The sequence below is a fragment of the Cellulomonas sp. P22 genome, assembly GCF_044392165.1.
On sequence record NZ_JBISBW010000004.1, the window covers coordinates 115,744 to 140,353 of the forward strand.

24 protein-coding genes are annotated in these 24,610 nt (G+C 73.5%); 6 read left to right on the plus strand and 18 right to left on the minus strand.

The features are described 5' to 3' along the window. Window positions 1–32: 32 nt before the first annotated feature. The 3 genes from ACGIF2_RS04615 to pgsA all read right to left on the minus strand — a co-directional run bounded on the left by ACGIF2_RS04615 (window position 33) and on the right by pgsA (window position 1,734). Window positions 33–374 (minus strand): helix-turn-helix domain-containing protein, encoded by a 342-nt coding sequence (locus ACGIF2_RS04615; protein WP_396043971.1) that lies wholly within the window; start codon window positions 372–374, stop codon window positions 33–35. Between the two features lie 260 nt (window positions 375–634). Beyond that, entirely contained in the window at window positions 635–1,144 is a 510-nt protein-coding gene (locus ACGIF2_RS04620) for a CinA family protein (protein ID WP_396043973.1), read from the minus strand. Further along, window positions 1,141–1,734: a CDP-diacylglycerol--glycerol-3-phosphate 3-phosphatidyltransferase gene (gene pgsA, locus ACGIF2_RS04625; RefSeq protein ID WP_396043975.1), complete on the minus strand. Its 594-nt coding sequence runs from the start codon at window positions 1,732–1,734 to the stop codon at window positions 1,141–1,143. The genes ACGIF2_RS04620 and pgsA overlap by 4 nt, the downstream gene beginning before the upstream one ends. An 80-nt stretch (window positions 1,735–1,814) precedes the next feature. Between pgsA and ACGIF2_RS04630 the strand changes: the two genes are divergently transcribed. After that, on the plus strand, window positions 1,815–3,122 hold the full coding sequence (locus ACGIF2_RS04630) for a CapA family protein (protein WP_396043978.1): 1,308 nt from the start codon (window positions 1,815–1,817) through the stop codon (window positions 3,120–3,122). Between the two features lie 74 nt (window positions 3,123–3,196). On the opposite strand, the gene ACGIF2_RS04635 is transcribed toward ACGIF2_RS04630, so the two are convergent. From ACGIF2_RS04635 to ACGIF2_RS04655, 5 genes are all read right to left on the minus strand, one after another. Further along, window positions 3,197–5,905, minus strand: a complete 2,709-nt coding sequence (locus ACGIF2_RS04635; RefSeq protein ID WP_396043980.1) for a DNA translocase FtsK 4TM domain-containing protein — start codon at window positions 5,903–5,905, stop codon at window positions 3,197–3,199. A gap of 161 nt (window positions 5,906–6,066) precedes the next feature. Continuing rightward, on the minus strand, window positions 6,067–7,752 hold the full coding sequence (locus tag ACGIF2_RS04640; protein ID WP_396043982.1) for a ribonuclease J: 1,686 nt from the start codon (window positions 7,750–7,752) through the stop codon (window positions 6,067–6,069). A 13-nt stretch (window positions 7,753–7,765) separates the two neighbouring features. After that, the gene (gene dapA / locus ACGIF2_RS04645) at window positions 7,766–8,686 is read right to left on the minus strand and encodes a 4-hydroxy-tetrahydrodipicolinate synthase (RefSeq protein WP_396043984.1); all 921 of its coding nucleotides are present in this window, start codon (window positions 8,684–8,686) and stop codon (window positions 7,766–7,768) included. 60 nt (window positions 8,687–8,746) lie between these two features. Beyond that, window positions 8,747–9,256 carry a dihydrofolate reductase gene (locus ACGIF2_RS04650; protein WP_396043986.1) on the minus strand — a complete coding sequence of 170 codons (510 nt, stop codon included), beginning with the start codon at window positions 9,254–9,256 and terminating at the stop codon, window positions 8,747–8,749. 4 nt (window positions 9,257–9,260) lie between these two features. Beyond that, window positions 9,261–10,112, minus strand: coding sequence for a thymidylate synthase (locus ACGIF2_RS04655; protein WP_396043988.1), 852 nt, complete (start codon window positions 10,110–10,112; stop codon window positions 9,261–9,263). 124 nt (window positions 10,113–10,236) lie between these two features. Between ACGIF2_RS04655 and ACGIF2_RS04660 the strand changes: the two genes are divergently transcribed. The 4 genes from ACGIF2_RS04660 to ACGIF2_RS04675 all read left to right on the plus strand — a co-directional run bounded on the left by ACGIF2_RS04660 (window position 10,237) and on the right by ACGIF2_RS04675 (window position 13,570). Next, window positions 10,237–11,709 (plus strand): NAD-dependent succinate-semialdehyde dehydrogenase, encoded by a 1,473-nt coding sequence (locus tag ACGIF2_RS04660; RefSeq protein WP_396043990.1) that lies wholly within the window; start codon window positions 10,237–10,239, stop codon window positions 11,707–11,709. A gap of 75 nt (window positions 11,710–11,784) precedes the next feature. Next, on the plus strand, window positions 11,785–12,462 hold the full coding sequence (locus ACGIF2_RS04665; RefSeq protein WP_396043992.1) for an AzlC family ABC transporter permease: 678 nt from the start codon (window positions 11,785–11,787) through the stop codon (window positions 12,460–12,462). Next, window positions 12,459–12,782: an AzlD domain-containing protein gene (locus ACGIF2_RS04670; RefSeq protein ID WP_396043994.1), complete on the plus strand. Its 324-nt coding sequence runs from the start codon at window positions 12,459–12,461 to the stop codon at window positions 12,780–12,782. Before ACGIF2_RS04665 ends, ACGIF2_RS04670 begins: the two co-directional genes overlap by 4 nt. 221 nt (window positions 12,783–13,003) lie before the next feature. Beyond that, window positions 13,004–13,570 (plus strand): GNAT family N-acetyltransferase, encoded by a 567-nt coding sequence (locus tag ACGIF2_RS04675; protein WP_396043996.1) that lies wholly within the window; start codon window positions 13,004–13,006, stop codon window positions 13,568–13,570. A 62-nt stretch (window positions 13,571–13,632) separates the two neighbouring features. On the opposite strand, the gene ACGIF2_RS04680 is transcribed toward ACGIF2_RS04675, so the two are convergent. The 8 genes from ACGIF2_RS04680 to ACGIF2_RS04715 form a co-directional block, all read right to left on the minus strand. Beyond that, entirely contained in the window at window positions 13,633–14,826 is a 1,194-nt protein-coding gene (locus tag ACGIF2_RS04680; protein WP_396043998.1) for an MFS transporter, read from the minus strand. A 51-nt stretch (window positions 14,827–14,877) separates the two neighbouring features. After that, window positions 14,878–15,345, minus strand: a complete 468-nt coding sequence (locus ACGIF2_RS04685; protein ID WP_396044000.1) for a hypothetical protein — start codon at window positions 15,343–15,345, stop codon at window positions 14,878–14,880. A 5-nt stretch (window positions 15,346–15,350) separates the two neighbouring features. Further along, window positions 15,351–16,106: a 4-hydroxy-tetrahydrodipicolinate reductase gene (gene dapB, locus ACGIF2_RS04690; protein ID WP_396044002.1), complete on the minus strand. Its 756-nt coding sequence runs from the start codon at window positions 16,104–16,106 to the stop codon at window positions 15,351–15,353. Window positions 16,107–16,141: 35 nt separating this feature from the next. Further along, window positions 16,142–16,978, minus strand: a complete 837-nt coding sequence (locus ACGIF2_RS04695; protein ID WP_396044004.1) for a hypothetical protein — start codon at window positions 16,976–16,978, stop codon at window positions 16,142–16,144. Between the two features lie 124 nt (window positions 16,979–17,102). Continuing rightward, window positions 17,103–18,431: a M16 family metallopeptidase gene (locus tag ACGIF2_RS04700; RefSeq protein ID WP_396044006.1), complete on the minus strand. Its 1,329-nt coding sequence runs from the start codon at window positions 18,429–18,431 to the stop codon at window positions 17,103–17,105. 1 nt (window position 18,432) lies between these two features. Further along, window positions 18,433–20,664 carry a polyribonucleotide nucleotidyltransferase gene (locus ACGIF2_RS04705; RefSeq protein ID WP_396044008.1) on the minus strand — a complete coding sequence of 744 codons (2,232 nt, stop codon included), beginning with the start codon at window positions 20,662–20,664 and terminating at the stop codon, window positions 18,433–18,435. A 207-nt stretch (window positions 20,665–20,871) separates the two neighbouring features. Beyond that, the gene (gene rpsO / locus ACGIF2_RS04710) at window positions 20,872–21,141 is read right to left on the minus strand and encodes a 30S ribosomal protein S15 (RefSeq protein WP_396044010.1); all 270 of its coding nucleotides are present in this window, start codon (window positions 21,139–21,141) and stop codon (window positions 20,872–20,874) included. A gap of 127 nt (window positions 21,142–21,268) precedes the next feature. Next, on the minus strand, window positions 21,269–22,291 hold the full coding sequence (locus tag ACGIF2_RS04715) for a bifunctional riboflavin kinase/FAD synthetase (protein ID WP_396044012.1): 1,023 nt from the start codon (window positions 22,289–22,291) through the stop codon (window positions 21,269–21,271). 110 nt (window positions 22,292–22,401) lie between these two features. Here ACGIF2_RS04715 and ACGIF2_RS04720 point away from each other — a divergent pair, with 110 nt between their 5' ends. Next, a complete protein-coding gene (locus ACGIF2_RS04720) occupies window positions 22,402–22,962 on the plus strand; it encodes an NUDIX hydrolase (RefSeq protein WP_396044014.1) in 561 nt (186 codons plus the stop codon). A gap of 9 nt (window positions 22,963–22,971) precedes the next feature. On the opposite strand, the gene truB is transcribed toward ACGIF2_RS04720, so the two are convergent. Both truB and ACGIF2_RS04730 read right to left on the minus strand, forming a co-directional pair. Beyond that, window positions 22,972–23,928: a tRNA pseudouridine(55) synthase TruB gene (gene truB / locus ACGIF2_RS04725; protein WP_396044016.1), complete on the minus strand. Its 957-nt coding sequence runs from the start codon at window positions 23,926–23,928 to the stop codon at window positions 22,972–22,974. Next, window positions 23,925–24,539 carry a TetR/AcrR family transcriptional regulator gene (locus ACGIF2_RS04730; RefSeq protein WP_396044018.1) on the minus strand — a complete coding sequence of 205 codons (615 nt, stop codon included), beginning with the start codon at window positions 24,537–24,539 and terminating at the stop codon, window positions 23,925–23,927. The genes truB and ACGIF2_RS04730 overlap by 4 nt, the downstream gene beginning before the upstream one ends. Between the last annotated feature and the right edge of the window lie 71 nt (window positions 24,540–24,610).

The following is a 24,610-nucleotide window of genomic DNA, read 5'->3' on the forward strand; positions in this document are numbered from 1 at the left end:
GGCCGGGGATCGCGGTCGATCGGTGGCTGGTGTCAGCCGATGGGTGCGAGCTCCGCGCGAGCGCGGGCCCAGCTGCCGTCCGCGGGACCACCGACGGTGTCGGCGAAGTCCGCGGGGACCGTGTCGGGGATCAGCAGACCCTCGGCCACGGCGATGCGGTCGCTCACCTCACGGAGCACGAGCGACATCGGGACGTCGAGCGCCTCGCAGATGCTGCCGAGCAGCTCCGAGGAGGCCTCCTTCTGCCCACGCTCGACCTCGCTGAGGTAACCGAGCGAGACACGTGCGGCCGACGAGACCTCGCGCAGGGTGCGCCCCTGTCGCTGCCGTGCATCTCGAAGAACATCGCCGATCTCGCGGCGTAGTACGACCATCTGTCGCCCCCCTCTCGCTCTGAGCTGCTCGTCCTGGTTCATGACCGGTGCGGCGGCCCCGGAGGCTTCCCGAGTGGTCGACGTACCCGTACGTCCCCTCATCGGGAGAGTTCCACCGTACCTTGCGGTGCCCTGGCGCGCCGTCGGGTTGCGGGCAGCTGAGACGCTGCGCGCGGGCGGTCGTGTACTCATCATCACGTCCTGCCCAACGTCCGCGGGCGCCGAGGTGTTCCCGGAGCCGGGCCACGGCCCGCGAACTGTCATCCGTGCTGCACAGCCTCGAGCGCGACGGCCAGCACCGCGGCGCAGGACGCGTCCCGGACGGCGGCGCGGTCCCCCGGGAGCACGAGCGAACGGACCACGACCGCACCGGGGGCGACGACAGCGACGTGCACGGTCCCGGGCACGTGGCCGTCCTGCGGGTCGGGTCCTGCGACACCCGTCGTGGCGAGCCCGACGTCGGCCCCGAGCCGCGCGCGCACGCCCTCCGCCATCGCGACGGCGACGTCCGGGTCCACCGCACCGCGCTCCGCGAGCAGTGCCGGGTCGACCCCGAGCAGCGTCTCCTTGAGGTCCGTCGCATAGGCGACGACGCCGCCGCGCACCACGCGGGAGGCACCCGGGACCTCGACGAGCGTCGCGGCGACGAGTCCGCCCGTGAGGGACTCGGCCACGGCCACCGTCCAGCCCCGCCGATCGAGCAGGTCGAGCAGCAGGGCGGCGCCCTCAGCCTCGGGGGGGCCCGGAGGGCTTCCTGCCGACGGGCTCACGGCACGAGCGTGCGAGCGCGCTCGGCCTCACGGCGGATCTGCAGCGCGGTCCGGACGTAGTCGACGCCCGTCACGAGCGTCACGATGATCGCCGCGCCCATCACGACAGCGGCGACGACGGCCACGAACGAGGGCAGGTGGTCGAGCGGCAGCAGGTACAGGCCGAGCGCCACGGACTGCAGCACGGTCTTGATCTTGCCGCCGCGCGACGCGGGCAGCACGAGGTAGCGCAGCAGGAACAGCCGCATGACGGTGATGCCGAGCTCGCGCACCAGGATCACCACGGTGACCCACCACGGCAGGTCGCCCAGCACCGAGAGCAGCACGAGCGTGGTGCCGACGAGCAGCTTGTCGGCGATCGGGTCGAGCAGCTTGCCGAGGTCGGTGACCAGCCCTGAGCGGCGCGCGATGTCGCCGTCGATCCGGTCGGTCACGGCCGCGACGAAGAAGATCGCGGCAGCCACGAGCCGCCAGCGGACGGTGTGGCCGCCGTCGGCGAGGAGGGCCCACGCGAGGAACGGCACCATGACGATCCGCAGCACGGTCAGGGCGTTCGCGAGATTGAGACGGGAGGGGACGGCATCGACCACCCGGACAGCCTAGAGGTCTCCGCTGGGAACACGGTCACCAGGTGCGGCCACGGCGACCTCCCCGCCGCTACGGTGCGGAGGTGACACGCCACGCCCGCACGCCCCGGGCGCCCCGCCCCTGGCTCGCCGTGCTGCTCGTCGCCGTCGGCGTGCTCGCCGTCTCGACCGCTCTCCTGCTCAACGGACCGCGGACGTCCGACGTCGCCGCCCCCGTCGGGGAGCAGCCCGTGGTGCAGGTCACCCCGGCACCGACCCCCACGCCGACACCGGTGCCCGATCCGGACGCGACCTTCACGATCGTGGCCGCGGGCGACGTCCTGCCGCACCTGCCGGTGATCTCCTCGGCGCGGACCGGCGACGGGGGCTACGACTTCGCCCCGCTGCTCGCGCCCCTGGCGCCGTGGGTCCAGGGCGCCGACCTCGCGCTGTGCCACCTCGAGGTCCCGGTCGCACCGGCCGGCACGGCCCCGTCGGGCTACCCGATGTTCGGCACCCCGGCGGCGATCGCCGAGGGCCTGCGCGCGACGGGGTGGGACGGCTGCTCGACCGCGTCCAACCACTCGGTCGACCGCGGTTTCGCGGGGGTCACCGCGACGCTCGACGCGCTCGACGCCGCTGGGCTGGGGCACGTCGGCACCGCCCGGAACGCGGTCGAGCAGAGCCAGCCCCAGCTGTACCGCCTCGAGCGCGCGGGCCAGGAGCTGACGGTCGCGCACATCGCGGCGACGTACGGCACGAACGGCATGCCGGTCGACACCGACAAGCCGTGGTCGGTCGACCTCATCGACACCGACCAGATCATCGCCCGGGCCAGGGCGGCCCGTGACGCCGGTGCCGACCTCGTGCTCGTGAGCGTGCACTGCTGCGTCGAGTACGTCACGGCGCCCACCGCGCAGCAGGTCACGATCGCCCAGACCCTGGCCGACTCGGGGGTCGTCGACCTGGTCATCGGCCACCACGCGCACGTGCCCCAGCCCGTCGAGCTGCTCGCGGGCGGCCCCGACGGCACCGGGATGTGGGTCGCGTACGGCCTGGGCAACCTGCTGTCCAACCAGGACAGCGCGTGCTGCGCGCTCGGGACGGACTCCGGGCTGCTGCTGACGGCCCACGTCACGAGCACCGGCGCGTTCGCAGCCGAGGGGCGCGCGGCGGGGCCGGCCCGGGTCACGGGGGTCGAGTGGACCCCGGTGACGGTCGACCGCCGCTCGGGCCACCTCGTGCACGCGCTCGTCGACGTCCCCGAGGGCACAGCGACGCTCACCGCGGACGAGGTCACGGCCCGGGCCGGGCGGGTGCGGGCCGCTGCGGGCGCCGCGGCACCCGAGCGCACGAGCCCGGTGACCGCGACCGGCGCCGAGCCGGTCGTGGTGGCACGCCCCCTGGGCTGAGCGCGCAGGAGCCAGCAGCCGCTACGCCGCGTCCACCGTGCTCGGGGTTCTCCTCGAACCGAGACCGGCGACGCTCACCGACGCCGGTATCCGGCGTCGTCCTCCTCGTCGGCGTCGTCGAAGTAGTCGGTCGCGACGGGCGGGTCGCCCGGCAGGGCCCCGTCGTCGGTCGGCAGGTCGTCGGGGACCGCGTCGCCGCGCAGCATCGCGAGGGTGCCGGCCAGGTCGTCGGGCTTCACCAGGACCTCACGCGCCTTGGACCCCTCGGAGGGCCCGACGATCTCGCGCGACTCGAGCAGGTCCATGAGGCGCCCGGCCTTGGCGAAGCCGACCCGCAGCTTGCGCTGCAGCATCGACGTCGAGCCGAACTGCGTCGTGACGACCAGCTCGGCGGCCTGCAGCAGCAGGTCCAGGTCGTCGCCGATGTCCTCGTCCACCTGCTTCTTGGCGGCCGTGACCACCACGTCCTGCCGGTACGTCGGCTTGAGCTGCTTCTTGACGTGCTCGACGACGGCGTGGATCTCGCTCTCGGTGACCCAGGCCCCCTGCGTACGCATGGGCTTGGCCGCACCCATCGGCAGGAACAGCGCGTCACCCTGCCCGATGAGCTTCTCGGCGCCGGGCTGGTCGAGCACGACGCGCGAGTCGGTCAGCGACGAGGTCGCGAACGCGAGCCGCGACGGCACGTTCGCCTTGATCAGACCCGTGACGACGTCGACGCTGGGCCGCTGGGTCGCGAGCACCAGGTGGATGCCGGCGGCCCGGGCGAGCTGCGTGATGCGCTGGATCGAGGCCTCGACGTCGCGCGGGGCCACCATCATCAGGTCGGCGAGCTCGTCGACGATGACCAGCAGGTACGGGTAGGTCGCGATCTTGCGCTCCGAGCCCGGCAGCGGCTTGACCTTGCCCGCGCGGACCGCCGCGTTGAAGTCGTCGATGTGCTTGTAGCCGAACATCGCGAGGTCGTCGTAGCGCGCCTCCATCTCCCGCACGACCCACTCGAGGGCCTCGGCGGCCTTCTTCGGGTTCGTGATGATGGGCGTGATGAGGTGCGGGATGCCCTCGTAGACCGTGAGCTCGACTCGCTTGGGGTCGACGAGCACCATGCGCACCTCGTGCGGCGTGGCGCGCATCAGCACCGAGACGATCATCGAGTTCACGAAGCTCGACTTGCCCGCGCCGGTCGCGCCGGCGACGAGCAGGTGGGGCATCTTGGCGAGGTTGGCCGTGACGTAGCCGCCCTCGACGTCCTTGCCGACGCCGATGACCATGGGGTGCTCGGACCGGCGGGCCGCGCTCGAGCGCAGCACGTCGCCGAGCGAGACGGTCTCGCGGTCGGTGTTCGGGATCTCGATGCCGATGGCGGACTTGCCCGGGATGGGCGACAGGATGCGCACGTCGGCGCTCGCGACCGCGTAGGCGATGTTCTTGGACAGCGCCGTGACGCGCTCGACCTTGACGGCCGGGCCCAGCTCGACCTCGTAGCGGGTCACCGTCGGCCCGCGGGTGAAGCCGGTGACCTGCGCGTCGATCTCGAACTGGTCCAGCACGGTGGTCAGCGCCTCGACGACCCGGTCGTTCGCGGCCGAGCGGACCTTGTGCGGCGGGCCCTTCGCCAGGACGTCGTCGCCCGGCAGCATGTACAGCACGTCGCCCTCGAGCATGGGCTGCTCTCCGCGCGGGACACCCGCGGTGGGCGGTGCGGCGAGCGGGCGGGCCCGCGGGGCGGCGACCGTGGGGGTGGCGTCGGCGGACGCCGCGGCGATGACGGTCGTCTCCTCGTCGTCGCGGGCGTCGTCCTCGGGCACGTCGACGTCGGCGGGGTCCTCGCCGCGGGCCGCGACGATCGCTGCCCGCTCGAACGCCTCGTCGCCCACGTACCCCTCGAGCCGCTCGGACTCGGCCAGGGCGGCGGCCTCGGCCCGTGCCTTGCGCCCCCGGCCGAGCAGGCGCCGCGTCTTGGGCAGCTCGGGCTCCGGGTCGGGGAGCGCTGTGTGCCCGGCGTTGATGACGAGCGGCGCGTCCTCGTCGTCCTCCTCGACGACGGGCCGGTGGTTCCCGGTGAGCCGGTCGTAGGTGGCCCGCAGGCGCGGGACGATCTGGTGCACCGGGGTCGCGGTCACGACGAGCACCCCGAAGAACGCGAGCAGCCCGAGCAGCGGCGCCGCGACGTAGGCCGTCAGCAGGCTCACGAGGGGCGTCCCCACGAGGTAGCCCACGATGCCGCCCGCCTCGCGCAGCGCGGCGTACCCGCCGCTCGGTGCGGGCAGGTCCGCCGAGAGGTGCACGAGGGCGCACACAGCGAGCGTGATCGCGCCCAGGCCGATGCCGATGCGTGAGTTCGCCTGACCGCGCTCGGGGTGGCGCATGAGCCGCACGGCGATCGCGAGCAGCACGACCGGCACGGCCACGCCGACGCGTCCGAACGTCCCCGCGACGACGTCGTGGACCACGTCCCCGGCGGTCCCGGACATGTCCCACCACTCGCGTGCGGCGACGACGATCGCGAGGCCGAGCAGCGTGAACGCGATGCCGTCGCGGCGGTGCGCGGGGTCCAGGTCACGGGCACCGCGACCGATCCGTCGCGCGGTGCCCCCGATCACGTGCGCGCAGCCCATCCACACGCCACGGATCATGCGCAGCGGCAGGGCGGGGCGGGGCGGCGGCGGGGCCTGCCGCCCCGACGGGCGTGTCGAGCCCCCGCGCGCGGCGCTGCTGCTGCGACCGGACGCGCCCGTCGTGGTGCGGGGTCTTCCGCCTGATGCGGACGTGCGGGTCGCCATGGTCCTCACGGTATCGCGCGCACCCACCGGCGGCCCGGCCCCGGTGCGCGTGTCGGAGGTGCCGGGACGAGCGCCGCCCGGCCCGCTGCGGACGGATCAGCAGCGGGCCGGGCGGCGGCGGACAGGGTCGGCCGCGCGCGGGTGCGCGCGGTCGACGGGACTCAGGCCTCGACGATCACCGGGATGATCATCGGGCGGCGACGCAGCCGGTTCGAGACCCAGCGGCCCACGACGCGGCGCACGACCTGCTGCATCTGGTGCGTGTCGGCGCCACCGCGCCGAGCCGTCTCCTCGAGCGCGGCGACCACCTCGGGGAGGATGTCCTCGAACACGGCGTCGTCCTCGGCGAAACCACGCGCGTGGACCTGCGGGCCGGCGAGGACCTTGCCGTCCGCCGAGCTCACCACGGCGAAGATCGAGATGAACCCCTCCTCGCCGAGGATGCGACGGTCCTTGAGCTCGGCGTCGGTGATCTCCCCGACGCTCGACCCGTCGACGTACACGTAGCCGCACGGCACGGCGCCGACGACGCTGGCCTTGCCGTCGACGAGGTCGATGACCACGCCGTCCTCGGCGAGCACCACGCGGTCAGCCGGGACGCCGGCCTTGACCGCGAGCGCCGCGTTCGCCACGAGGTGGCGGACCTCGCCGTGCACGGGCATGACGTTCTTCGGCTTGAGGATGTTGTAGCAGTACAGGAGCTCGCCGGCGCTCGCGTGGCCCGAGACGTGCACCTTGGCGTTGCCGCTGTGCACGACGCGCGCGCCGAGCCGGGTCAGGCCGTTGATGACGCGGTACACCGCGTTCTCGTTGCCGGGGATGAGCGACGACGCGAGGATCACGGTGTCGCCGGGGCCGACCGAGATCTTGTGGTCGTTGTTCGCGATCCGCGACAGCGCCGCCATGGGCTCACCCTGCGAACCCGTGCACATGAGCACGACCTCGTCGTCGGGCAGCGAGTCGATCTTCTTCTGGTCGACCAGCACGCCCTCGGGCACGGTGAGGTAGCCGAGCTCGGCCGCGATGGTCATGTTGCGGACCATCGAGCGCCCGACGAGGGCCACCCGGCGCCCGTGCGCCGCGGCGGCGTCGAGCACCTGCTGCACGCGGTGCACGTGCGAGGCGAACGACGCGACGATGATGCGCTTGCCCGACGTGGCGAACACGCCGTCGAGCACGGGTCCGATCTCACGCTCGGGGGTGACGAAGCCCTGCACCTCGGCGTTGGTCGAGTCGACCATGAACAGGTCGACGCCGCGCTCGCCGAGCCGGGCGAACGCCCGCAGGTCGGTGATGCGGCCGTCGAGCGGCAGCTGGTCCATCTTGAAGTCGCCCGTGTGCAGCACGGTGCCGGCACCGGTGCGCACCGCGACGGCGAGCGCGTCCGGGATCGAGTGGTTGACCGCGACGAACTCGCACTCGAACGGGCCGAACTTCTCGACGTCGCCCTCCTTGACCACACGGGTCACGGGAGCGATGCGGTGCTCCTTGAGCTTGGCCTCGACGAACGCGAGCGTGAGCTTCGACCCGACCAGCGGGATGTCGCGGCGCAGGCGCAGCAGGTACGGCACGCCGCCGATGTGGTCCTCGTGGCCGTGCGTGAGCACGATCGCCTCGATGTCGGCGACGCGGTCCCGGATGTACTCGAAGTCGGGAAGGATCAGGTCGACGCCGGGCTGGTGGTCCTCGGGGAACAGGACGCCGCAGTCGATGACGAGCAGGCGACCGTCGTACTCGAGGACGGCCATGTTGCGGCCGATCTCGCCGAGCCCGCCGAGCGCGACGATGCGCAGCGCGCCCTTCGGCAGCTCGGGGGGAAGGTTCAGCTCGGGGTGGGGGTGGCTCATAAGCCCTCCTGGTCTAGCTCCTGACGACGTCCAGCAGCCCTGCAGCGCGCAGTCCGTCGCGCACCGCTGCCACGTCATCGTCGGAGGCGGCCACGTTCGGCAGCCGCATGTGTCGGTTCGGTGTGAGGCCGAGTGCCTCGACCGCGGCCTTGGCAGCCACGGCCTGGAATCCTGCGCCGTTGAGCGCGTCGATCGCCGGGGCGATCGACCGGAAGATCTGGAGTGCGCGGGCGGTGTCGCCCGCGTCGAACGCGTCGGTGACCTCGGCGAGCCGGCGGCCCGCGACATGCCCGACGACGCTCACGATGCCCGCGGCGCCGTGCGCCAGCAGGGCGAGGTACGCCGTGTCGTCACCGCTGTACCAGGCGAGCCCGGTGCGCTCGATCGCTGTCACGGCCGCGTACAGGTCGCCCGTCGCGTCCTTGATCGCGACGATCCGCTCGTGCTCGGCGAGCCGGTCGAGCGTCGGCTGGGCGAAGCGCACGCCGGTGCGCCCGGGCACGTCGTAGAGCATGACCGGCAGGTCGGTCGCGTCGGCGACGGCGGTGACGTGCCGGACGACACCCTCCTGCGAGGGGCGTGAGTAGTACGGGGTCACCACGAGCAGCCCGTGGGCACCCGCGTCGGCGGCCTGCTCGGCCATCCGCACCGCGTGCAGGGTGTCGTTCGAGCCTGCGCCGGCGAGGATCGTGGCACGGTCGCCGACGGCGTCGACGACCGCGGCGACCAGGTCGGCCTTCTCGGGCGCGTGGGTCACGGGCGACTCGCCCGTGGTGCCGTTGAGCACGAGCCCGTCGTGGCGCTCGTGGTCGACCAGGTGGGTCGCGAGCCGCACGGCCGCGTCGAGGTCCACCTCGCCGCCGGCCGTCATCGGCGTGACCATCGCGGTGAGCACCGCGCCGAACGGGCGCGCGGGGGTGCTGACGGGAGGCATGCCCCCAAACTACCGTCCCGAGACGCCGCGACGTGCACACGCCCGCTCCCCGGGCACCGTCTACCCGGCTGCCCGCGCGTACGTCACGAACCGGAAGCGCACCCCGTCGGCGTCCGACGTGTGCCAGCCCTCGGCCGGGTCGGTGGCCGTGCGGGTCCACACGGCGGGGTCGATCTCGGGGGCGAACGCGTCGCCCTCGACGTGCACGTCGACCTCGGTGACCTCGAGCCGGTCGGCGTGCTCGAGCGCGCTCGCGTAGAGCGCTCCCCCGCCGATCACCCAGGCATCCCGGCCGTCCACGAGCACGAGCGCGTCGTCGAGCGAGGCCAGCACCCGCGCGCCGTCCGCCGCGTACCCGGGGGTGCGGCTCAGGACGAGGTTGTCGCGGCCGGGCAGCGGGCGGAACCGGGCCGGCAGCGACTCCCAGGTCGCGCGCCCCATGAGCACGGGGTGCCCCGAGGTGAGCGCACGGAAGTGCGCCATGTCCTCGGGCACCCGCCACGGCAGGGCGCCGTTCCGGCCGATGACGCGATCGGGCGACTGGGCCCACACGAGGGCGAGGCTGCTCATCGGCTCAGACCGCGATCGGGGCCTTGATGGTGGGGTGGTGGCGGTAGCCGACCACCTCGATGTCCTCGTAGGCGTAGTCGAAGATCGACGCCGCCTTGCGCAGGTGCAGCGTCGGGTACGGGTACGGCTCGCGCGTGAGCTGCTCGCGCACCTGCTCGACGTGGTTGTCGTAGATGTGGCAGTCGCCGCCCGTCCAGACGAAGTCCCCGACCTCGAGCCCGGCCTGCTGCGCGACCATGTGCGTGAGCAGCGCGTACGACGCGATGTTGAACGGCACGCCCAGGAACAGGTCCGCGCTGCGCTGGTACAGCTGGCACGACAGGCGCCCGTCGGCCACGTAGAACTGGAAGAACGCGTGGCACGGGGCCAGCGCCATCGACGGGATGTCGGCGACGTTCCACGCCGAGACGATGTGCCGTCGTGAGTCGGGGTCGCGCCGCAGGTCCTCGACGACGCGCGCGATCTGGTCGACGTGCCCGCCGTCGGGCGTGGGCCACGAACGCCACTGCACCCCGTACACCGGGCCCAGCTCGCCGTCCTCGTCGGCCCACTCGTCCCAGATCTTCACGCCGTGCTCGCGCAGCCACCCGACGTTCGAGTCGCCGCGCAGGAACCACAGCAGCTCGTAGGCGATCGACTTCAGGTGCACGCGCTTGGTCGTCACGAGCGGGAAGCCCGCCGACAGGTCGAACCGCATCTGGTGGCCGAACACGCTCCGGGTGCCCGTCCCGGTGCGGTCACCCTTGGGCGTGCCGGTCTCGAGCACGAGTCGCAGCAGGTCCTCGTACGGGGTGGGCACCGCGGGTACCGCGCCGCGCGTGGGGTCAGTGGCATCGTGCGCGACCGGTGGCGTCATGGCGCCATGGTAGCCAGCGCGGATCTGAGCCCCGACCCGCCCCGACCCACGAGCGGTCGGTCACCGGCCCGGCACCCGCGCCGAACCCTGTGCACGGCGACGACGCGCACGCCACACTGGACGGATGCCGACACCGCACCTCCCCCCCACCGTCGCCGCGCACGTCCCGACCGGCCTGCTCATCGGTGGGAGCTGGCAGCGGGCCTCGACCGGACGGACGTTCGCGGTCGAGGACCCGGCCACGACCGAGGTCCTCTTCGACGTCGAGGACGCGGGCCCGGCCGACGGGCTCGCCGCCCTGACCGCCGCGGCCGACGTCGCCGACGAGTGGGCGGCCGTCGCTCCCCGGGCCCGCGCCGAGCTGCTGCGCTCGGTGTTCGACGCACTGACGGCACGCAGCGAGGACGTCGCCGCGCTCGTCACCGCCGAGGGCGGCAAGCCGCTCGCCGAGGCGCGCGCCGAGGTCGCGTACGCCGCTGAGTACCTGCGCTGGTACTCCGAGCAGGCGGTCCGCCTGCCCGGCCTGGCGCGGACGGCCCCCGCGGGCACCCACCACCAGCTCGTCCTGAGCCGCCCGGTCGGCCCGGCGCTGCTCATCACCCCGTGGAACTTCCCGATCGCGATGATCACGCGCAAGGTGGCGCCCGCGCTCGCCGCCGGGTGCCCCGTGGTCATCAAGCCCGCGCAGCTCACGCCGCTGACCACCGCCTACTTCGCGGAGATCGTGCGTGCCGAGCTCGAGGCGCACGGCCTGCCGACCGGGGTCATCAACGTGGTGCCCACGTCGTCCTCGAGCACGCTCACCGCGCCCGTCATCGCCGACCCTCGGCTGCGCAAGCTCTCGTTCACGGGGTCCACCGAGGTGGGCCGCGTGCTGCTGCGGTCCTCGGCCGAGAACATCCTGCGCACGTCGATGGAGCTCGGCGGCAACGCACCCTTCCTGGTCTTCGAGGACGCCGACATCCCCGCGGCGGTCGAGGGGGCGCTGGCCGCCAAGATGCGCAACGCGGGCCAGACCTGCGTCGCGGCCAACCGGTTCCTGGTCCACGAGTCGGTCGCGGACGAGTTCGGCAACGCGCTGGCCGCGCGCTTCCGCGGGCTCGTCGTCGGTCACGGGGCCGACGCGGGCACGACGGTGGGCCCGCTCATCGAGGCGGCGGCGGTCGACAACGTCGAGCGGGTCGTCGCCGACGCGGTCGACCGCGGCGCCCGGGTGCTCGTGGGCGGCGAGCGCCCGCAGCGCGCCGGTCACTTCTTCGCGCCGACGGTCCTCGCCGACGTGGCCCCCGACGCCCTCGCGATCCGCGAGGAGACGTTCGGTCCCGTCGCCCCCCTCACCACGTTCGGCGACGAGCGCGAGGCGCTCGAGCTCGCCAACGCGAGCGAGTTCGGGCTCGTGGCCTACGCGTACACGCGGGACGTGGGCCGTGTGATGCGGCTCGCCGAGCAGGTCGAGACGGGGATGCTCGGGATCAACCGGGGCCTGGTCTCCGACGCGAGCGCGCCGTTCGGCGGGGTCAAGTGGTCGGGGCTCGGCCGTGAGGGCGGCGAGGCCGGCATCGAGGAGTACCTGGAGCAGCGCTACATCGCCCTCTGACCGGCCACGACGGTGCACGGACCCGCCGTCGGACGGTGGCCCCGGTCACGTCGGCCGCTGTGCCACAGTGACGGCATGTCGGACGACCAGCGACGGGCGGCGATCCAGCAGGCGGTGTCGGTGTCGCTCGCGACGGGCCTGTACGGCATCTCCTTCGGGGCCCTGGCCGTCACCGCGGGCCTCGACCTGCCCCAGACCCTCGCGCTGAGCCTGCTCGTGTTCTCGGGCGGCTCGCAGTTCGCCTTCATCGGTGTGATCGGGGCGGGCGGTGCCCCCGTGGCCGCCGTCGCCACCGCCGGGCTGCTCGGTGCCCGCAACGGCCTGTACGGCCCGCTGGTCACCCCGTACCTCGGGGTGCGCGGTGCCCGGCGGGCGCTCGCCGCCCAGCTGACGATCGACGAGTCGACAGCGGTCACCACCGCGCAGCCCACGCTCGCCGTCGGGCGCACGGCGTTCTGGTGGACGGGTGTGGGCGTCTTCGTGCTGTGGAACGTGTCCACCCTGGCGGGCGGGCTGCTCGGCGACGCGCTCGGCGACCCGCGTCGCTACGGGCTCGACGCCGCCGCGGGCGCCGCGTTCCTGGCCCTGCTGTGGCCGCGGCTCGCGTCCCGCACCGCGCAGGCGGTCGCCGGCGCGGCCGTCGTCGTCGCGCTCGCCCTCACACCGCTCGTCCCCCCGGGGCTCCCGGTGCTCGCGGCGGCCCTCGTCGCCATCGCCGTCGGCTGGACCCGCACGCCGCGGAGCGCACGATGAGCCGCCACGCCCTCGTGTGGCTCGCGGTGCTGGCCGCCGGGGCGGTGAGCTTCGCGATCAAGCTCGCGGGCCACCTCGTCCCCACCCGGTGGCTCGCGGAGGAGCGGGTGGCCCGCACCGCCCAGCTCGTGACCGTGTCGCTGCTGGCGGCGCTCGTCGCCGTGCAGACGTTCACGTCCGGCACCGCCCTGGTGCTCGACGCCCGGATCCCTGCGCTCGCCGCCGCCGCGCTCGCACTCGTCCTGCGCGCCCCGTTCGTCGTCGTGGTCGCGGTCGCGGCGGTGACCGCCGCCGTGCTCCGTGCGTTCGGCATGCCCTGACCCGTCGGGAGACCGACACTGGGACTCGGTCACGTGACCGCGGCCGCACGGACATGCGGTTGGTACCCTCGCTGAGCCCTGTCGGCACCACCACCCGGAGACCTCGTGGCCTCGCGCTCGCCCCACGCCAACCTCGGCGACCTGCTCGTTCCTTCCTCTCGTGCCTCAACCACGACCAGCCCGGTCTGGCCCGTGAGCACGCGGATCTCGGCGGTCGTCTGATGGCCATGTTCAGCGAGCACGCAGACGTCTCGGTCCGTCCCGCCGTGCCGGGCGACGAGCTCGCGATCACCGACGTGCAGCTCGCGGCCTGGCGCTCGGTGCACACGCCCGAGATCGGCGCCGAGGTGCTCGCGGGCCTCGACGGTTCGGCCATCGCCGAGCGCTGGGCGCGGGCCATCACGGCTCCGCCCGGCCCGGGCTACCGCGTGCTGGTCGCGTGCGACGGCCCCGACGTCGTCGGCTTCGCGGCCGTCGCGCCGCTGCCCGCCCCCGAGGACGCCCCGCTCGACGCCCCCGGCGGCGAGATCCTCTCGCTCGAGGTCGCCCCCGTGGTGCAGCGCTCAGGGCACGGCTCGCGGCTGCTCGCGGCCGCGGTGGACCTGCTGCGCGAGGACGGCGCCACGTACGCGCGCACCTGGGTCCTCGACGGCGACACCGGACGGGCCCAGTTCCTGTCGTCGGCCGGCTTCGGCTCCGAAGACGTCGTACGCGAGCTCGCGACCGGCACCGGTCCCGACGGCAAGCCCCGCACCGTCGCCGAGCACCGGTGGAGCGCCACGATCTAGGGTGTGGCCCTTCTCGCCGCACGGCTGCACGAAGAACTAGGGCGCCGGGCGACAGCGCACGCTCACGCCTCCGTGGCCCTGGCGGGCGCGGCGATCACCATCGGCCGGTCCTGCAGCCCGATCCGGCGCAGCGCCCACGGTCCCGCCGCGGCCCCGAGCACGAGCAGCCCCGCGAGCACAGCGCAGACCACCGCCAACGACGTGGCCCCGTACAGCGCACCCGCCGCCGCGGAGCCGACAGCACCGCCCGCCAGCCCGGCGTTGCCCAGCAGGCTCATCCCCCGCCCGGTGCGCTCGGCCATGCTCAGCTCCGCGACCGCCGCGTCGTGGATCGGGATCAGCGCCGCCCACGCCGCACTCGTCAGCACCCACAGCCCGGCGATCACTCCCGGGCCGGGCGCGGCCGCCAGGCTCGCCGCGAACACCGCCGACGCTGCCGTCGCCGCCGCGTACACCGTGCGCCGGCCCCACCGGACGGTCAGCCGGTGCAGCGGCCGCGGCAGGACGGTCAGGGCGATGCCGCCAGGCAGGAAGACCAGGGCGATCTGGTAGACCTCGAGGTCGAAAGCGCCCTGCAGGTGCAGCAGCAGGAGCAGGCCGACGCCGGACTCCGCGACGTTCGTCAGCGCGACCACCCCGAGCAGCGGGGCCAGCCGTCGCACGTCGTCCCGGGCAGATCCGCTCGGCCCGTCGGCCACTGACCTCCGCGGCACCCCCACCGCCGTGAGCAGCGCCGCCGCCCCGAACAGGCACGTCGTCCCCAGCCCCACGAACACCCCGCGGTAGCCGACCGCCGGCAGCAGCACGATGGCCGGGAACCAGTACAGCCAGCTCGCGAGCGCCACCGCCGAGAACAGCCGGGCGAACGCCGCGTCGTCCTGGGCATGGTGCTCGGCGGTCATAGCCCGCACCGCGACCCAGAGCAGCGCGCCGCCGACACCGGTCGCCGCCGCCGCGAGCAGCGCGACGGCGAGCCCGGGCGCGACCGCGTACCCCAGGCAGCCGAGCCCGTAGAGCAGCGCCCCGGTTGCGGCGACCCGGGTGCGCTCCCGGCTGTCGGTCAGCTGACCGGCGAGCGGTCGCGCCGCGAAGGAGCACACCAGCTCGAGCGACACCAGCGTGCCGATCTGCGCCGGTGTCGCGCCCAGCTCGGCCCCGGCCCACAGCGGCAGCAGGAAGTCCAGGATGTCGGCTGAGCCGCCGACCAGGGCCGCCGCGAGCACGATGGCACGACGGCGGCTGCTCGGGCGGCTCATGTGCCGCCAGGCTAGAGCAGCAGGTCTGCCCATGGGCCGCTTTCGGTGCAGTCAGGCGCGGTGCAGGCGCGCCGCGATGCGCAGCGCCTCGCGGGCGCGCCGTCGGTCGCCCGCGGCGTCGTAGGCGAACGCCAGCCGGTACCAGGTGCCCCAGTCGTCGGGCGACTGCTCGGCCTCGGCGCGCGCCGCGGCGAACGCGTCGGTCGCGGCCGCACGGTCGATGCGGCCGCCCGGCGAGCGCGGCAGGTCGTCGAGGGGCAGGCGGCCCGCCTCGGCGAGCTCGTCGGCCATCGCCTGCACCTCGAGGGCGAGGCGCCACTCGCGGCCGATCGCCCACACCGCCAGGACCGGCAGCACGAGGATCGCGGCACCCAGACCGATCGCGACGGGCTCGCCGGTGCGCAGCAGCGCCAGCGCGCGGGCGGTGACGACCCACAGGTACAGCGCGAGCAGAGCCGTCAGGGCCACCGCCGCGACGAGGGACCTGCGCCGGGTCCGAGCACCGGCGGGACGGGCCACGCCGCTCACCCCAGGTCCAGCACGTGCTCGAGGCCGACGGTCAGTCCGGGACGCCGGCCGACCTCACGCACCCCGAGCAGCACACCCGGCATGAAGCTCACGCGGTCGAACGAGTCGTGGCGGATCGTGAGCATCTCCCCCGGGTTGCCCAGCAGGATCTCCTCGTGGGCCACCAGTCCGCGCAGCCGCACCGCGTGCACCCGCACACCCTCGACGTCCGCTCCCCGCGCACCGTCGAGGGCGGTGGTCGTGGCATCCGGGCTCACGCCGAGCCCCGCGGCGGCCCGCGACCGGGCGATCGCCTCGGCTGTGTGCCGTGCGGTGCCCGACGGCGCATCGACCTTCTCGGGGTGGTGCAGCTCGACGACCTCGACCGACTCGAAGTAGCGGGCGGCCCGGGCCGCGAAGGTCATGGCCAGCACCGCGCCGAGCGCGAAGTTGGGGGCGATGAGCACGCCGACGCCCGGTTGGTCGGTGAGGCGGTCGCGCACCCGCCCGAGCGACTCCTCGCTCCACCCGGTGGTGCCGACCACGGCGTGGATCCCCGCGTCGACCAGGGCCAGCACGTTCGCCTCGGTGGCCGACGGGACGGTGAAGTCGACAGCGACCTGGGCCCCGCTGCCCACCAGCTCCGCGACGTCGTGGTGCGCGTCGAGCGCCGCCACGAGCTCGAGGTCCGGGGCTGCCTCGACGGCCTCCACGACGGTCGACCCCATCCGTCCGGCCGCGCCGAGGACTGCCACCTTGATCCGCTCGCTCACTCCCCGAGCGTAGCGGGCGCCCGGCGCAAGACCGGTCAGCGGGTCGCCGACGCGAGCAGCTCCTCGATGCCGTGCAGCGCGAGCCGGTGCTGCGCGGGACTGAGCCCCGTGAACCGCTCGAGCTCACGGGGCGCGGGCTCGGTCGCGACGTAGGTGCGCATCGCGGACAGCACGGTCGCCGCGGGCCACGGGGGTGCGCCGGCGAGCTCACCGACGAAGTAGAAGAACCGGGTGGCCCGCAGGAACGTGACCGGCTGCACCCCCATCTCCTCGACGCAGCACCGGTGCAGCGCCGCGATCGACACGCCCCCGGCCCGGGCCAGGTCGATCGCGCGCACCAGGCCCCGCTGGGAGTCGATGACCGCCATGAGCGTCTCGAGCAGGTCGAGCCGCTCGGGCGGCGTGCGGCGGCGCACGCCCGCGGCGAGCTCGCCACCCAGCACCGCGACGGCCTGCGCGTCGTCGAGCCCCGCGAGCCGTCCCGCGAGCCGCGCCGCGACCGCCGGCGGGAGCACGTGCGTAAGCGGGGCCGACTCGTCGACCAGCAGCCGGTCGGGGCTCAGCGCGGCCAGGCCGTAGGGGGCGAGCTGGGCGCCGACGAACGCCGACCCCGGGGCCAGCTCGACCACGTGCGGGTCGACGGCGATCCCGACGACCCCGCTGTCGTCGGCCGTCCGGGCGCCCGTGACCGGATCGATCCGGGTGCCGAGGGCGCCCAGGCGCACGAGGACGGAGGGGCGACCGTTCGGGAGGAAGACCTCGAGCACCCGGGGCGCGTCGCCCGGGGTGCGCACGACCCACAGGTGCTCGACGAACCAGGCTGCGGCGGCGGGCGGCGCGAACCGTCGGTACTCGAGCACGCTGGGGCTCATCCCCCCATCATCGTCGGTGCGCTCGGCGGTGTCACCGATCGGTACGAACGACCGCAGGGCCGCCCCCCAAAGGAGGACGGCCCTGCGGTCGTTCGTTCGTCTGGCGGGCTCGGCCCCCAGGGGCTCAGCCGCCGAAGGGGCCGATGCGCACCATCGAGCGCGGACGCGCCGCGAGCTCGGCCGCGAGCTCCTGCACGTCGGTCGCGGTGACGGCCCGGATACGGTCGAGCGTGTCGTCGAGCGACAGCAGCTCGCCGTGCACCAGCTCAGACTTGCCGAGCCGGCTCATGCGCGACCCGGTGTCCTCCATGCCGAGCACGAGGCTGCCTGACAGCTGCCCGATCGACCGCTCCAGCTCCGCCTGCGAGATGCCGCCGTCGGCCAGGCGCTCCCACTCGGAGATGAGCAGCTCGACGACCTGGTCGACCTTGGCGGGCGTGCAGCCCGCGTACAACCCGAAGATGCCGGTGTCGGCGTGACCCGAGGCGAACGAGTAGGTCGAGTAGGCCAGCCCACGCTTCTCGCGGATCTCCTGGAAGAGCCGCGAGGACATGCCGCCGCCGAGCACGGCGTTGAGCACCGACAGCGTGAAACGCCGCGGGTCCGTCGCTGTCAGGCCGGTGCCGCCGATGATGACGTTGGCCTGCTCGGTCGCGCGGTGGACGGTGGTCTCGACACCCTCGTGCGGCACCCCGTCGGGTGTGCCGCCGACGTCGCGACGAGCCCCGGGCCGCTGCGCGGTCAGGTCCCAGCCACCGTCGATCAAGGCCTTCTCGACCTGCGCGCACAGGTCGTCGTGGTCGACTCCCCCGGCTGCCGTCACGACGAGCGTCGACGGACGGTAGTGCTCGCGGTAGTGCTCCCACACGGCGTCACGCGGGACGGCACGGATCGTGTCGGGGGTGCCGCCGATCGGACGCCCGAGAGGGTGCGTGCCGAGCACGGCTGTCGAGAACAGCTCGTGGACGACGTCGCTCGGGTCGTCGTCGTTCATCGCGAGCTCTTCGAGGATGACCCCGCGCTCGGTCTCGAGCTCGCCCGTGTCCAGGCGCGCCGAGGTGACCATGTCGGCGATGACGTCGACGGCCATCGGCAGGTCCGAGTCCAGGACCCGGGCGTAGTAGCAGGTGTGCTCCTTGCCGGTCGAGGCGTTGGCCTCGCCGCCCACCTCGTCGAACGCCTCGGCGATGTCCATCGCGCTGCGGCGCGCGGTGCCCTTGAAGAGCAGGTGCTCGAGGAAGTGCGTCGAGCCGTGGTGGCCGTCGCGCTCGTCGCGCGATCCCACCCCGACCCAGGCGCCCACCGTCGCCGAGCGCAGGCCCGGCATGTGCTCGGTGAGCACGCGGACCCCGCCGGGCAGGACCGAGCGACGCACGAGTGCGCCGCCGTCCTGCCCGGCGGTCAGCTCGCTGCCCGGTTCACCCGGGCCGACGAGCGGGAGGTCCAGAGGCACGTCAGGCGTCGGCCGCGCTGGAGTCGGCCGCTGCCTCGGAGCCCTCGGCGGACTCGTCGATCACCGCGTGCAGCGACAGCTTGCCGCGCGGGTCGATCTCGCCGATCTCGACCTGGACCTTCTGACCCACCCCGAGGACGTCCTCGACGTTCTCGACACGCTTGCCGCCGACGAGCTTGCGGATCTGCGAGATGTGCAGCAGACCGTCCTTGCCCGGCGAGAGCGAGATGAACGCGCCGAAGGTCGTGGTCTTGACCACGGTGCCCACGAAGCGCTCGCCGATCTCGGGCATGTGCGGGTTGGCGATCGCGTTGATCGCCGCACGCGCGGCCTCCGCCGACGGACCGTCGGTGGCGCCGATGTAGACCGTGCCGTCGTCCTCGATCGAGATGTCGGCACCGGTCTCGGCCTGGATCTGGTTGATCATCTTGCCCTTCGGCCCGATGACCTCGCCGATCTTGTCGACCGGGACCTGCACCGAGATGACGCGCGGTGCGAACGGCGACATCTCGTCGGGGACGTCGATCGCCTCGTTGATGACGTCGAGGATCGCCAGGCGAGCCTCCTTCGCCTGCGTCAGCGCGCCACCGAGCACCGAGGCGGGGATGCCGTCGAGCTTGGTGTCGAGCTGGATCGCGGTGACGAACTCGCGCGTGCCGGCGACCTTGAAGTCCATGTCGCCGAACGCGTCCTCGGCACCCAGGATGTCGGTCAGCGCCGCGTAGCGGGTCTCGCCGTCGACCGTGTCGGAGACGAGGCCCATCGCGATGCCCGCAACGGGGGCGCGCAGCGGCACACCGGCGTTGAGCAGCGAGAGGGTCGAGGCGCAGACCGAGCCCATGGACGTCGAGCCGTTGGAGCTCAGCGCCTCGGAGACCTGGCGGATCGCGTAGGGGAACTCCTCGCGGCTCGGCAGGACGGGCATGATCGCGCGCTCAGCGAGGGCGCCGTGGCCGATCTCGCGACGCTTCGGCGAACCGACGCGACCCGTCTCACCCGTCGAGTAGGGCGGGAAGTTGTAGTTGTGCATGTAGCGCTTGCGCGTCTCCGGGGAGAGCGTGTCGAGCTGCTGCTCCATGCGGAGCATGTTGAGCGTCGTGACGCCGAGGATCTGCGTCTCGCCGCGCTCGAAGATCGCGGAGCCGTGCACGCGGGGCAGGACCTCGACCTCGGCCGAGAGCGTGCGGATGTCGCGCAGGCCGCGGCCGTCGATGCGGAAGCCGTCCGTGAGGATGCGCTGGCGGATGAGCTTCTTGGTGATCGCGCGGATCGCCGCGGACAGCTCCTTCTCGCGACCGGCGAAGTCGCCCGACAGGCGCTCGATCGCGTCGGCCTTGACCTCGTCGAGGCGCTCCTCGCGGTCGTGCTTGTCCGCGATGGTCAGCGCCGCGCCCAGCGGGGCCTCGGCGATCGCGGCGACGGCCTCGTAGGCGTCCGGGAGGTACTCGGGGAAGACCGGGAAGACCTGGGTCTCCTTGGCGGCCTTCGCGGCGAGGGCGGTCTGCGCCTCGACGAGCACCTTGATGAACGGCTTCGAGGCCTCGAGGCCCTCGGCGACGACCTCTTCGGTCGGGGCGGTGCCGCCCTCGTTCTTGATGATGTTCCAGGAGTTCTCGGGCGCCTCGGCCTCGATCATCGCGATCGCGACGTCGTCACCGACGACACGGCCGGCGACGACCATGTCGAACGTGGCGCGCGAGCGCTCGGAGTAGCGCGGGAACGCGATCCACTGGCCGTCGACGAGCGCGATGCGCACGGCACCGACGGGACCCGAGAACGGCAGCCCCGAGATCTGCGTCGACATCGACGCCGCGTTGATCGCGAGCACGTCGTACGCGTCGTCCGGGTGGATCGACAGGACGGTGATGACGACCTGGACCTCGTTGCGCAGACCCTTGATGAACAGGGGGCGCAGCGGGCGGTCCACCAGGCGGCAGGCGAGGATCGCCTCGGTCGAGGGACGACCCTCACGGCGGAAGAACGAGCCGGGGATCTTGCCCGCGGCGTACTGCCGCTCCTCGACGTCGATCGTCAGCGGGAAGAAGTCGAACTGCTCCTTCGGGTGCTTGCCGGCCGTGGTGGCCGACAGCAGCGTGGTCTCGCCGTCGAGGTAGGCGACGGCTGCGCCGGCCGCCTGGCGCGCGATGCGGCCGGTCTCGAAGCGGATGGTGCGGGTGCCGAAGCGACCGTTGTCGATCACTGCCTCGGCGAACTGGATCTCGGGACCCTCCACGGGTGCCCTCCTTCGTCTCGAACGAGCGCCTGCCGGGATCACGGCGGTCTTCGATCGAGGCTCCCGGAGACACCTGCTTCCGGAGGCCACTACCGAGGACCGGACGAGCCGGGCGGCGCAGTGGGTGTCACGTGCGGCGTCGGGCGTGCTACCGGGCCCGACGCGGGACCAGCCCGGACCCTCCTGGGTCCGGGCTGGTCACGAGCGTCAGCGGCGCAGGCCGAGCCGCTCGATCAGGCTGCGGTAGCGGTTGATGTCGACCTTCTGCAGGTAGCCGAGAAGGCGACGACGCTGGCCGACCAGCAGCAGCAGGCCACGCCGGCTGTGGTGGTCGTGCTTGTGCGTCTTGAGGTGCTCGGTGAGGTCCTTGATGCGCTGCGTCAGCATCGCGATCTGGACCTCGGGGGAGCCGGTGTCACCCTCGTGGGTGGCGTACTCGGTCATGATGGACTGCTTGATGGCACTGTCGAGGGGCACGGTTCTCCAGATGTACTCGTTGCGCGGTGCTCCGGGGCATGTCCACCCGGGCGCTCTCGGTCCGCGGCCGTTCTGACGGCCCTGTGATGCTACCAGGCGGGACGCCCTGAGCGGCACCCGACCGAGGTCAGGGTGCGTCGGTGACGCCGACCAGGACCTCGCGCACGCGCGCCACGTCGTCGTGCATCTGCGCCACGAGCGCGTCGACCCCGTCGAAGCGCAGCGTCGGGCGCAGCCGCTCGACGATCTCGAGCACGACCTCCTCGCCGTACAGGTCGAGGTCGGTGCGGTCGAGCACGTAGGCCTCGACGCGGCGGTTCAGCCCCTCGAACGTGGGGTTGGTGCCGATCGAGATCGCTGCGGGCAGCACCCGGTCGGCCGCGCCCGCGGGCAGCGCGGTCCGGCGCAGCCAGCCCGCGTACACGCCGTCGGCGGGGACCATGCCCGCGGCGTCGGGCGAGAGGTTGGCCGTGGGGAACCCCAGCTCGCGTCCGCGCGCGTCGCCGTGCACCACGACGCCCCGCACCCGGTGCGGCCGTCCGAGCACACGTGCCGCCTGGCGCACGTCGCCCACCTCGAGCAGCTCGCGCACCCAGGTCGAGGACCAGCGTCGACGCAACGGGTCGGCGAGGTGCGCGGGTGCGGTGCCCGCAGGCGGCTCCCCCGCGGCGTCACCGGGCGTGACGTCCTCGATGACCTCGACGCCGAAGCCGTACCGCTCGCCGAGCGCGACCATCGTGGACAGGTCCCCCTCGTTGCCCCACCCGAAGCGCACGTCCCGCCCGACCACGACGGTGCGGGCGCCGAGCGCACGGACCAGGTACCGCTCGACGAACTGCTCGGGCGACTGGCGGGCGAAGTCGAGGGTGTACTCGAGCATCAGCACGGCGTCGAGCCCGGTCTCGGCGAGCAGCTCGAGCCGGTCGGCGTCGCCGGTCAGCAGCGGCGGGGCCTCGGCGGGCCGGTGCACCTGCTGCGGGTGCGGCGAGAACGTCACGGCGACGGCCTGTGCGCCCACGGCGCGGGCGTCGGCCACCATGCGCGTCAGGACGCCCACGTGCCCCCGGTGCACCCCGTCGAAGTTGCCGAGCGTGACCACCGACGGCCCGAAGCCGTCCGGGACGTCGGCAAGGTCGGTCCAGCGGTGCACGTGCTCTCCTCAGGGGTTCTCGGGCGTGACGTCATGGACGCCGGGACAAAGCCTGCCACGCCCGGCGCCGGACCCTGCACGCGGAGCGGCGCGCGCCGTAGGGTCAGCCCATGCGGTGGCAGACGTTCGGCGAGCGGACCCTCTACGACAGCCCGTGGGTGCGCCTCGCGCTCGTGGACGTGGACGTGCCCGGGCAGGGCCGGATCGAGCACCACGTCGTGCGGATGCCCACGGGGGCCTCGGGCACGCTCGTGCACGACCCGCGGCGCGGGCTGCTGCTGCTGTGGCGGCACCGCTTCATCACCGACACGTGGGGCTGGGAGGTCCCGGCGGGCCGGATCGACCCGGGCGAGACACCGGCGCAGGCCGCGGCGCGCGAGGTGCTCGAGGAGACGGGCTGGCGGCCCGGTCCCCTGCGCCACCTGCTCACGTACCACCCGTCGAACGGGTCGAGCGACCAGACGTTCCACGTGTTCGTCGCCGACGGCGCCACGCACGAGGGGCCGCCGTCGGACCCGAGCGAGGCCGAGCGCGTCGAGTGGGTCCCGCTGGACCAGGTGCGCCGGATGGTGCTCGAGGGGGCCCTGGGCGACGGCCTGTCGCTCACCGCCGTGCTGCGCTACCTGCTCGACCCGGGGGGCCCGGAGGAGCCGGGCGTCCCGGTCGTGTGACGGGTCACCTCACGCGGGCGCGAACACGAGCGTCGGGCACGCGTGCGCGCCGCGGGTCTCGAGCAGGGCGACGAGCTCGCCGTCCGGCGCGAGGGCGGCGACGGGTCCTGGCTCGGACCGCACGGTGTCCGCGTCGATGCGCTTGCCGAACGACAGCGCGGTCGCCTCGGCCGGGGTCAGGTCGCGGACCGGGAACGTGGCCCGGGCGGCGTCGGCGAGCGGGAGGACGTCCAGCGGGGTGTCCGCCGGCCACTCGGCGAGCTCGTCGAGCGTGCGTGCGATCGCGATCGGGTACCCGCCCACGCGGGTGCGGCGCAGCGCGGTGAGGTGCCCGCCGACGCCGAGCCGCGCGCCCAGGTCCCGCGCCAGCGCCCGGATGTAGGTGCCCGACGAGCAGACCACCGTCACGTCGAGGTCGAGAGCCGCAGGCCCGTCGGTGCCTGCGGGGACGGGCCGGACCGCGTCGAGCGTGAACCTGCTCACCGTGACCGGGCGGGCCGCGAGCTCGACCGTCTCCCCCGCCCGGACGCGAGCGTAGGCCCGTTCGCCGTCGATCTTGATCGCGCTCACCGAGCTGGGGACCTGCAGGATCTCGCCGGTGAGGGCCGTGATGCCGACCTCGATCTCCGTGCGCGACACGCCTGACGCGTCTGCGCGGGCCAGGCTCTCGCCCTCGGCGTCGTCGGTCGTGGTGCTCTCGCCCAGCCGGATCGTCGCGACGTACTCCTTGTCAGCACCCACGACGTAGGTGAGCAGCCGGGTGGCACGTCCGACACCGAGCACCAGGACGCCGGTGGCCATCGGGTCGAGGGTCCCGGCATGCCCGACCTTGCGCGTCCCGGCCAGGTGGCGCACCCGGGCGACGACGTCGTGGCTGGTCCAGCCAGCAGGCTTGTCGACGACGAGCAGCCCGTCGGAGGCGGTGGGACGACGGGGCGGGCGGGTGGCGGGATCGGTGCGGGTCACGCGAGGGTGGTCCTGTCTGCGGCGGAGGTCGGTGCGGGGGCGTCCTGGGTGCCCAGGACGTAGGCCAGCTCGTCGGTCACGGCGCACCGCACGAGCAGGTCCATCACGGGATCCTCACCGCTGTGCGCGGGCGCGTCGGTCGAGAGCAGGATGTTGATGAGCATGCCCTGCGCGAGGAAGTCGCGGGCCGCGTCCTCGTCCGCGCCGGTCCGCTCCCGGTAGAGCCGGAACACCTGGGCCAGCGTGTGCCGGGCGAGGCGCGACACCTCGGGGTCGGTGCTGGTGAAGCCGTGCATCACCAGACGCTGAAGGTTGCGGTCGGACAGCAGCTCGACGTAGGCCCCCGCCATCCGCTGGTCGGCGTCCGGTCCCGCCGGCACGGCCGTGAACGTGTCGAGGATGCTCTCGCACGAGGTGGCGTACAGCTCGCGGAAGAGCTCCTGCTTGGACCCGAACAGCCGGACGACGTACGGCTGGGAGACCCCGGCCGCGCGTGCGACCTGGTCGGTCGTGGTCCCGTCGTAGCCGCCCTCGGCGAAGACCGCCAGGGCCGCGTCGAGGATCTGCTCACGTCGGGCCTCGCCGGTCATGCGTGGTGCGGACGGTGCCATGTTGACAGGTTATCAGCCGATATCTATCGTCGGGTTAGTAATCAGTCAATGCTTACCGATCGCCATGGAGG

Bases quoted from the DNA above. Each gene is read 5' to 3' on its own strand.
- ACGIF2_RS04650 (WP_396043986.1), bottom strand. From the start codon at position 9,256: ATGAGCAGCCTCGCCCTCGTGTGGGCCCAGTCGCCCGATCGCGTCATC.
- ACGIF2_RS04670 (WP_396043994.1), top strand. From the start codon at position 12,459: ATGAGCCGCCACGCCCTCGTGTGGCTCGCGGTGCTGGCCGCCGGGGCG.
- ACGIF2_RS04675 (WP_396043996.1), top strand. From the start codon at position 13,004: ATGGCCATGTTCAGCGAGCACGCAGACGTCTCGGTCCGTCCCGCCGTG.
- ACGIF2_RS04660 (WP_396043990.1), top strand. From the start codon at position 10,237: ATGCCGACACCGCACCTCCCCCCCACCGTCGCCGCGCACGTCCCGACC.
- dapA (WP_396043984.1), bottom strand. From the start codon at position 8,686: ATGCCTCCCGTCAGCACCCCCGCGCGCCCGTTCGGCGCGGTGCTCACC.
- ACGIF2_RS04615 (WP_396043971.1), bottom strand. From the start codon at position 374: ATGGTCGTACTACGCCGCGAGATCGGCGATGTTCTTCGAGATGCACGG.
- ACGIF2_RS04680 (WP_396043998.1), bottom strand. From the start codon at position 14,826: ATGAGCCGCCCGAGCAGCCGCCGTCGTGCCATCGTGCTCGCGGCGGCC.
- ACGIF2_RS04730 (WP_396044018.1), bottom strand. From the start codon at position 24,539: ATGGCACCGTCCGCACCACGCATGACCGGCGAGGCCCGACGTGAGCAG.
- ACGIF2_RS04720 (WP_396044014.1), top strand. From the start codon at position 22,402: ATGCGGTGGCAGACGTTCGGCGAGCGGACCCTCTACGACAGCCCGTGG.
- ACGIF2_RS04655 (WP_396043988.1), bottom strand. From the start codon at position 10,112: ATGACGCCACCGGTCGCGCACGATGCCACTGACCCCACGCGCGGCGCG.
- ACGIF2_RS04635 (WP_396043980.1), bottom strand. From the start codon at position 5,905: ATGGCGACCCGCACGTCCGCATCAGGCGGAAGACCCCGCACCACGACG.
- ACGIF2_RS04640 (WP_396043982.1), bottom strand. From the start codon at position 7,752: ATGAGCCACCCCCACCCCGAGCTGAACCTTCCCCCCGAGCTGCCGAAG.
- ACGIF2_RS04665 (WP_396043992.1), top strand. From the start codon at position 11,785: ATGTCGGACGACCAGCGACGGGCGGCGATCCAGCAGGCGGTGTCGGTG.
- ACGIF2_RS04695 (WP_396044004.1), bottom strand. From the start codon at position 16,978: ATGAGCCCCAGCGTGCTCGAGTACCGACGGTTCGCGCCGCCCGCCGCC.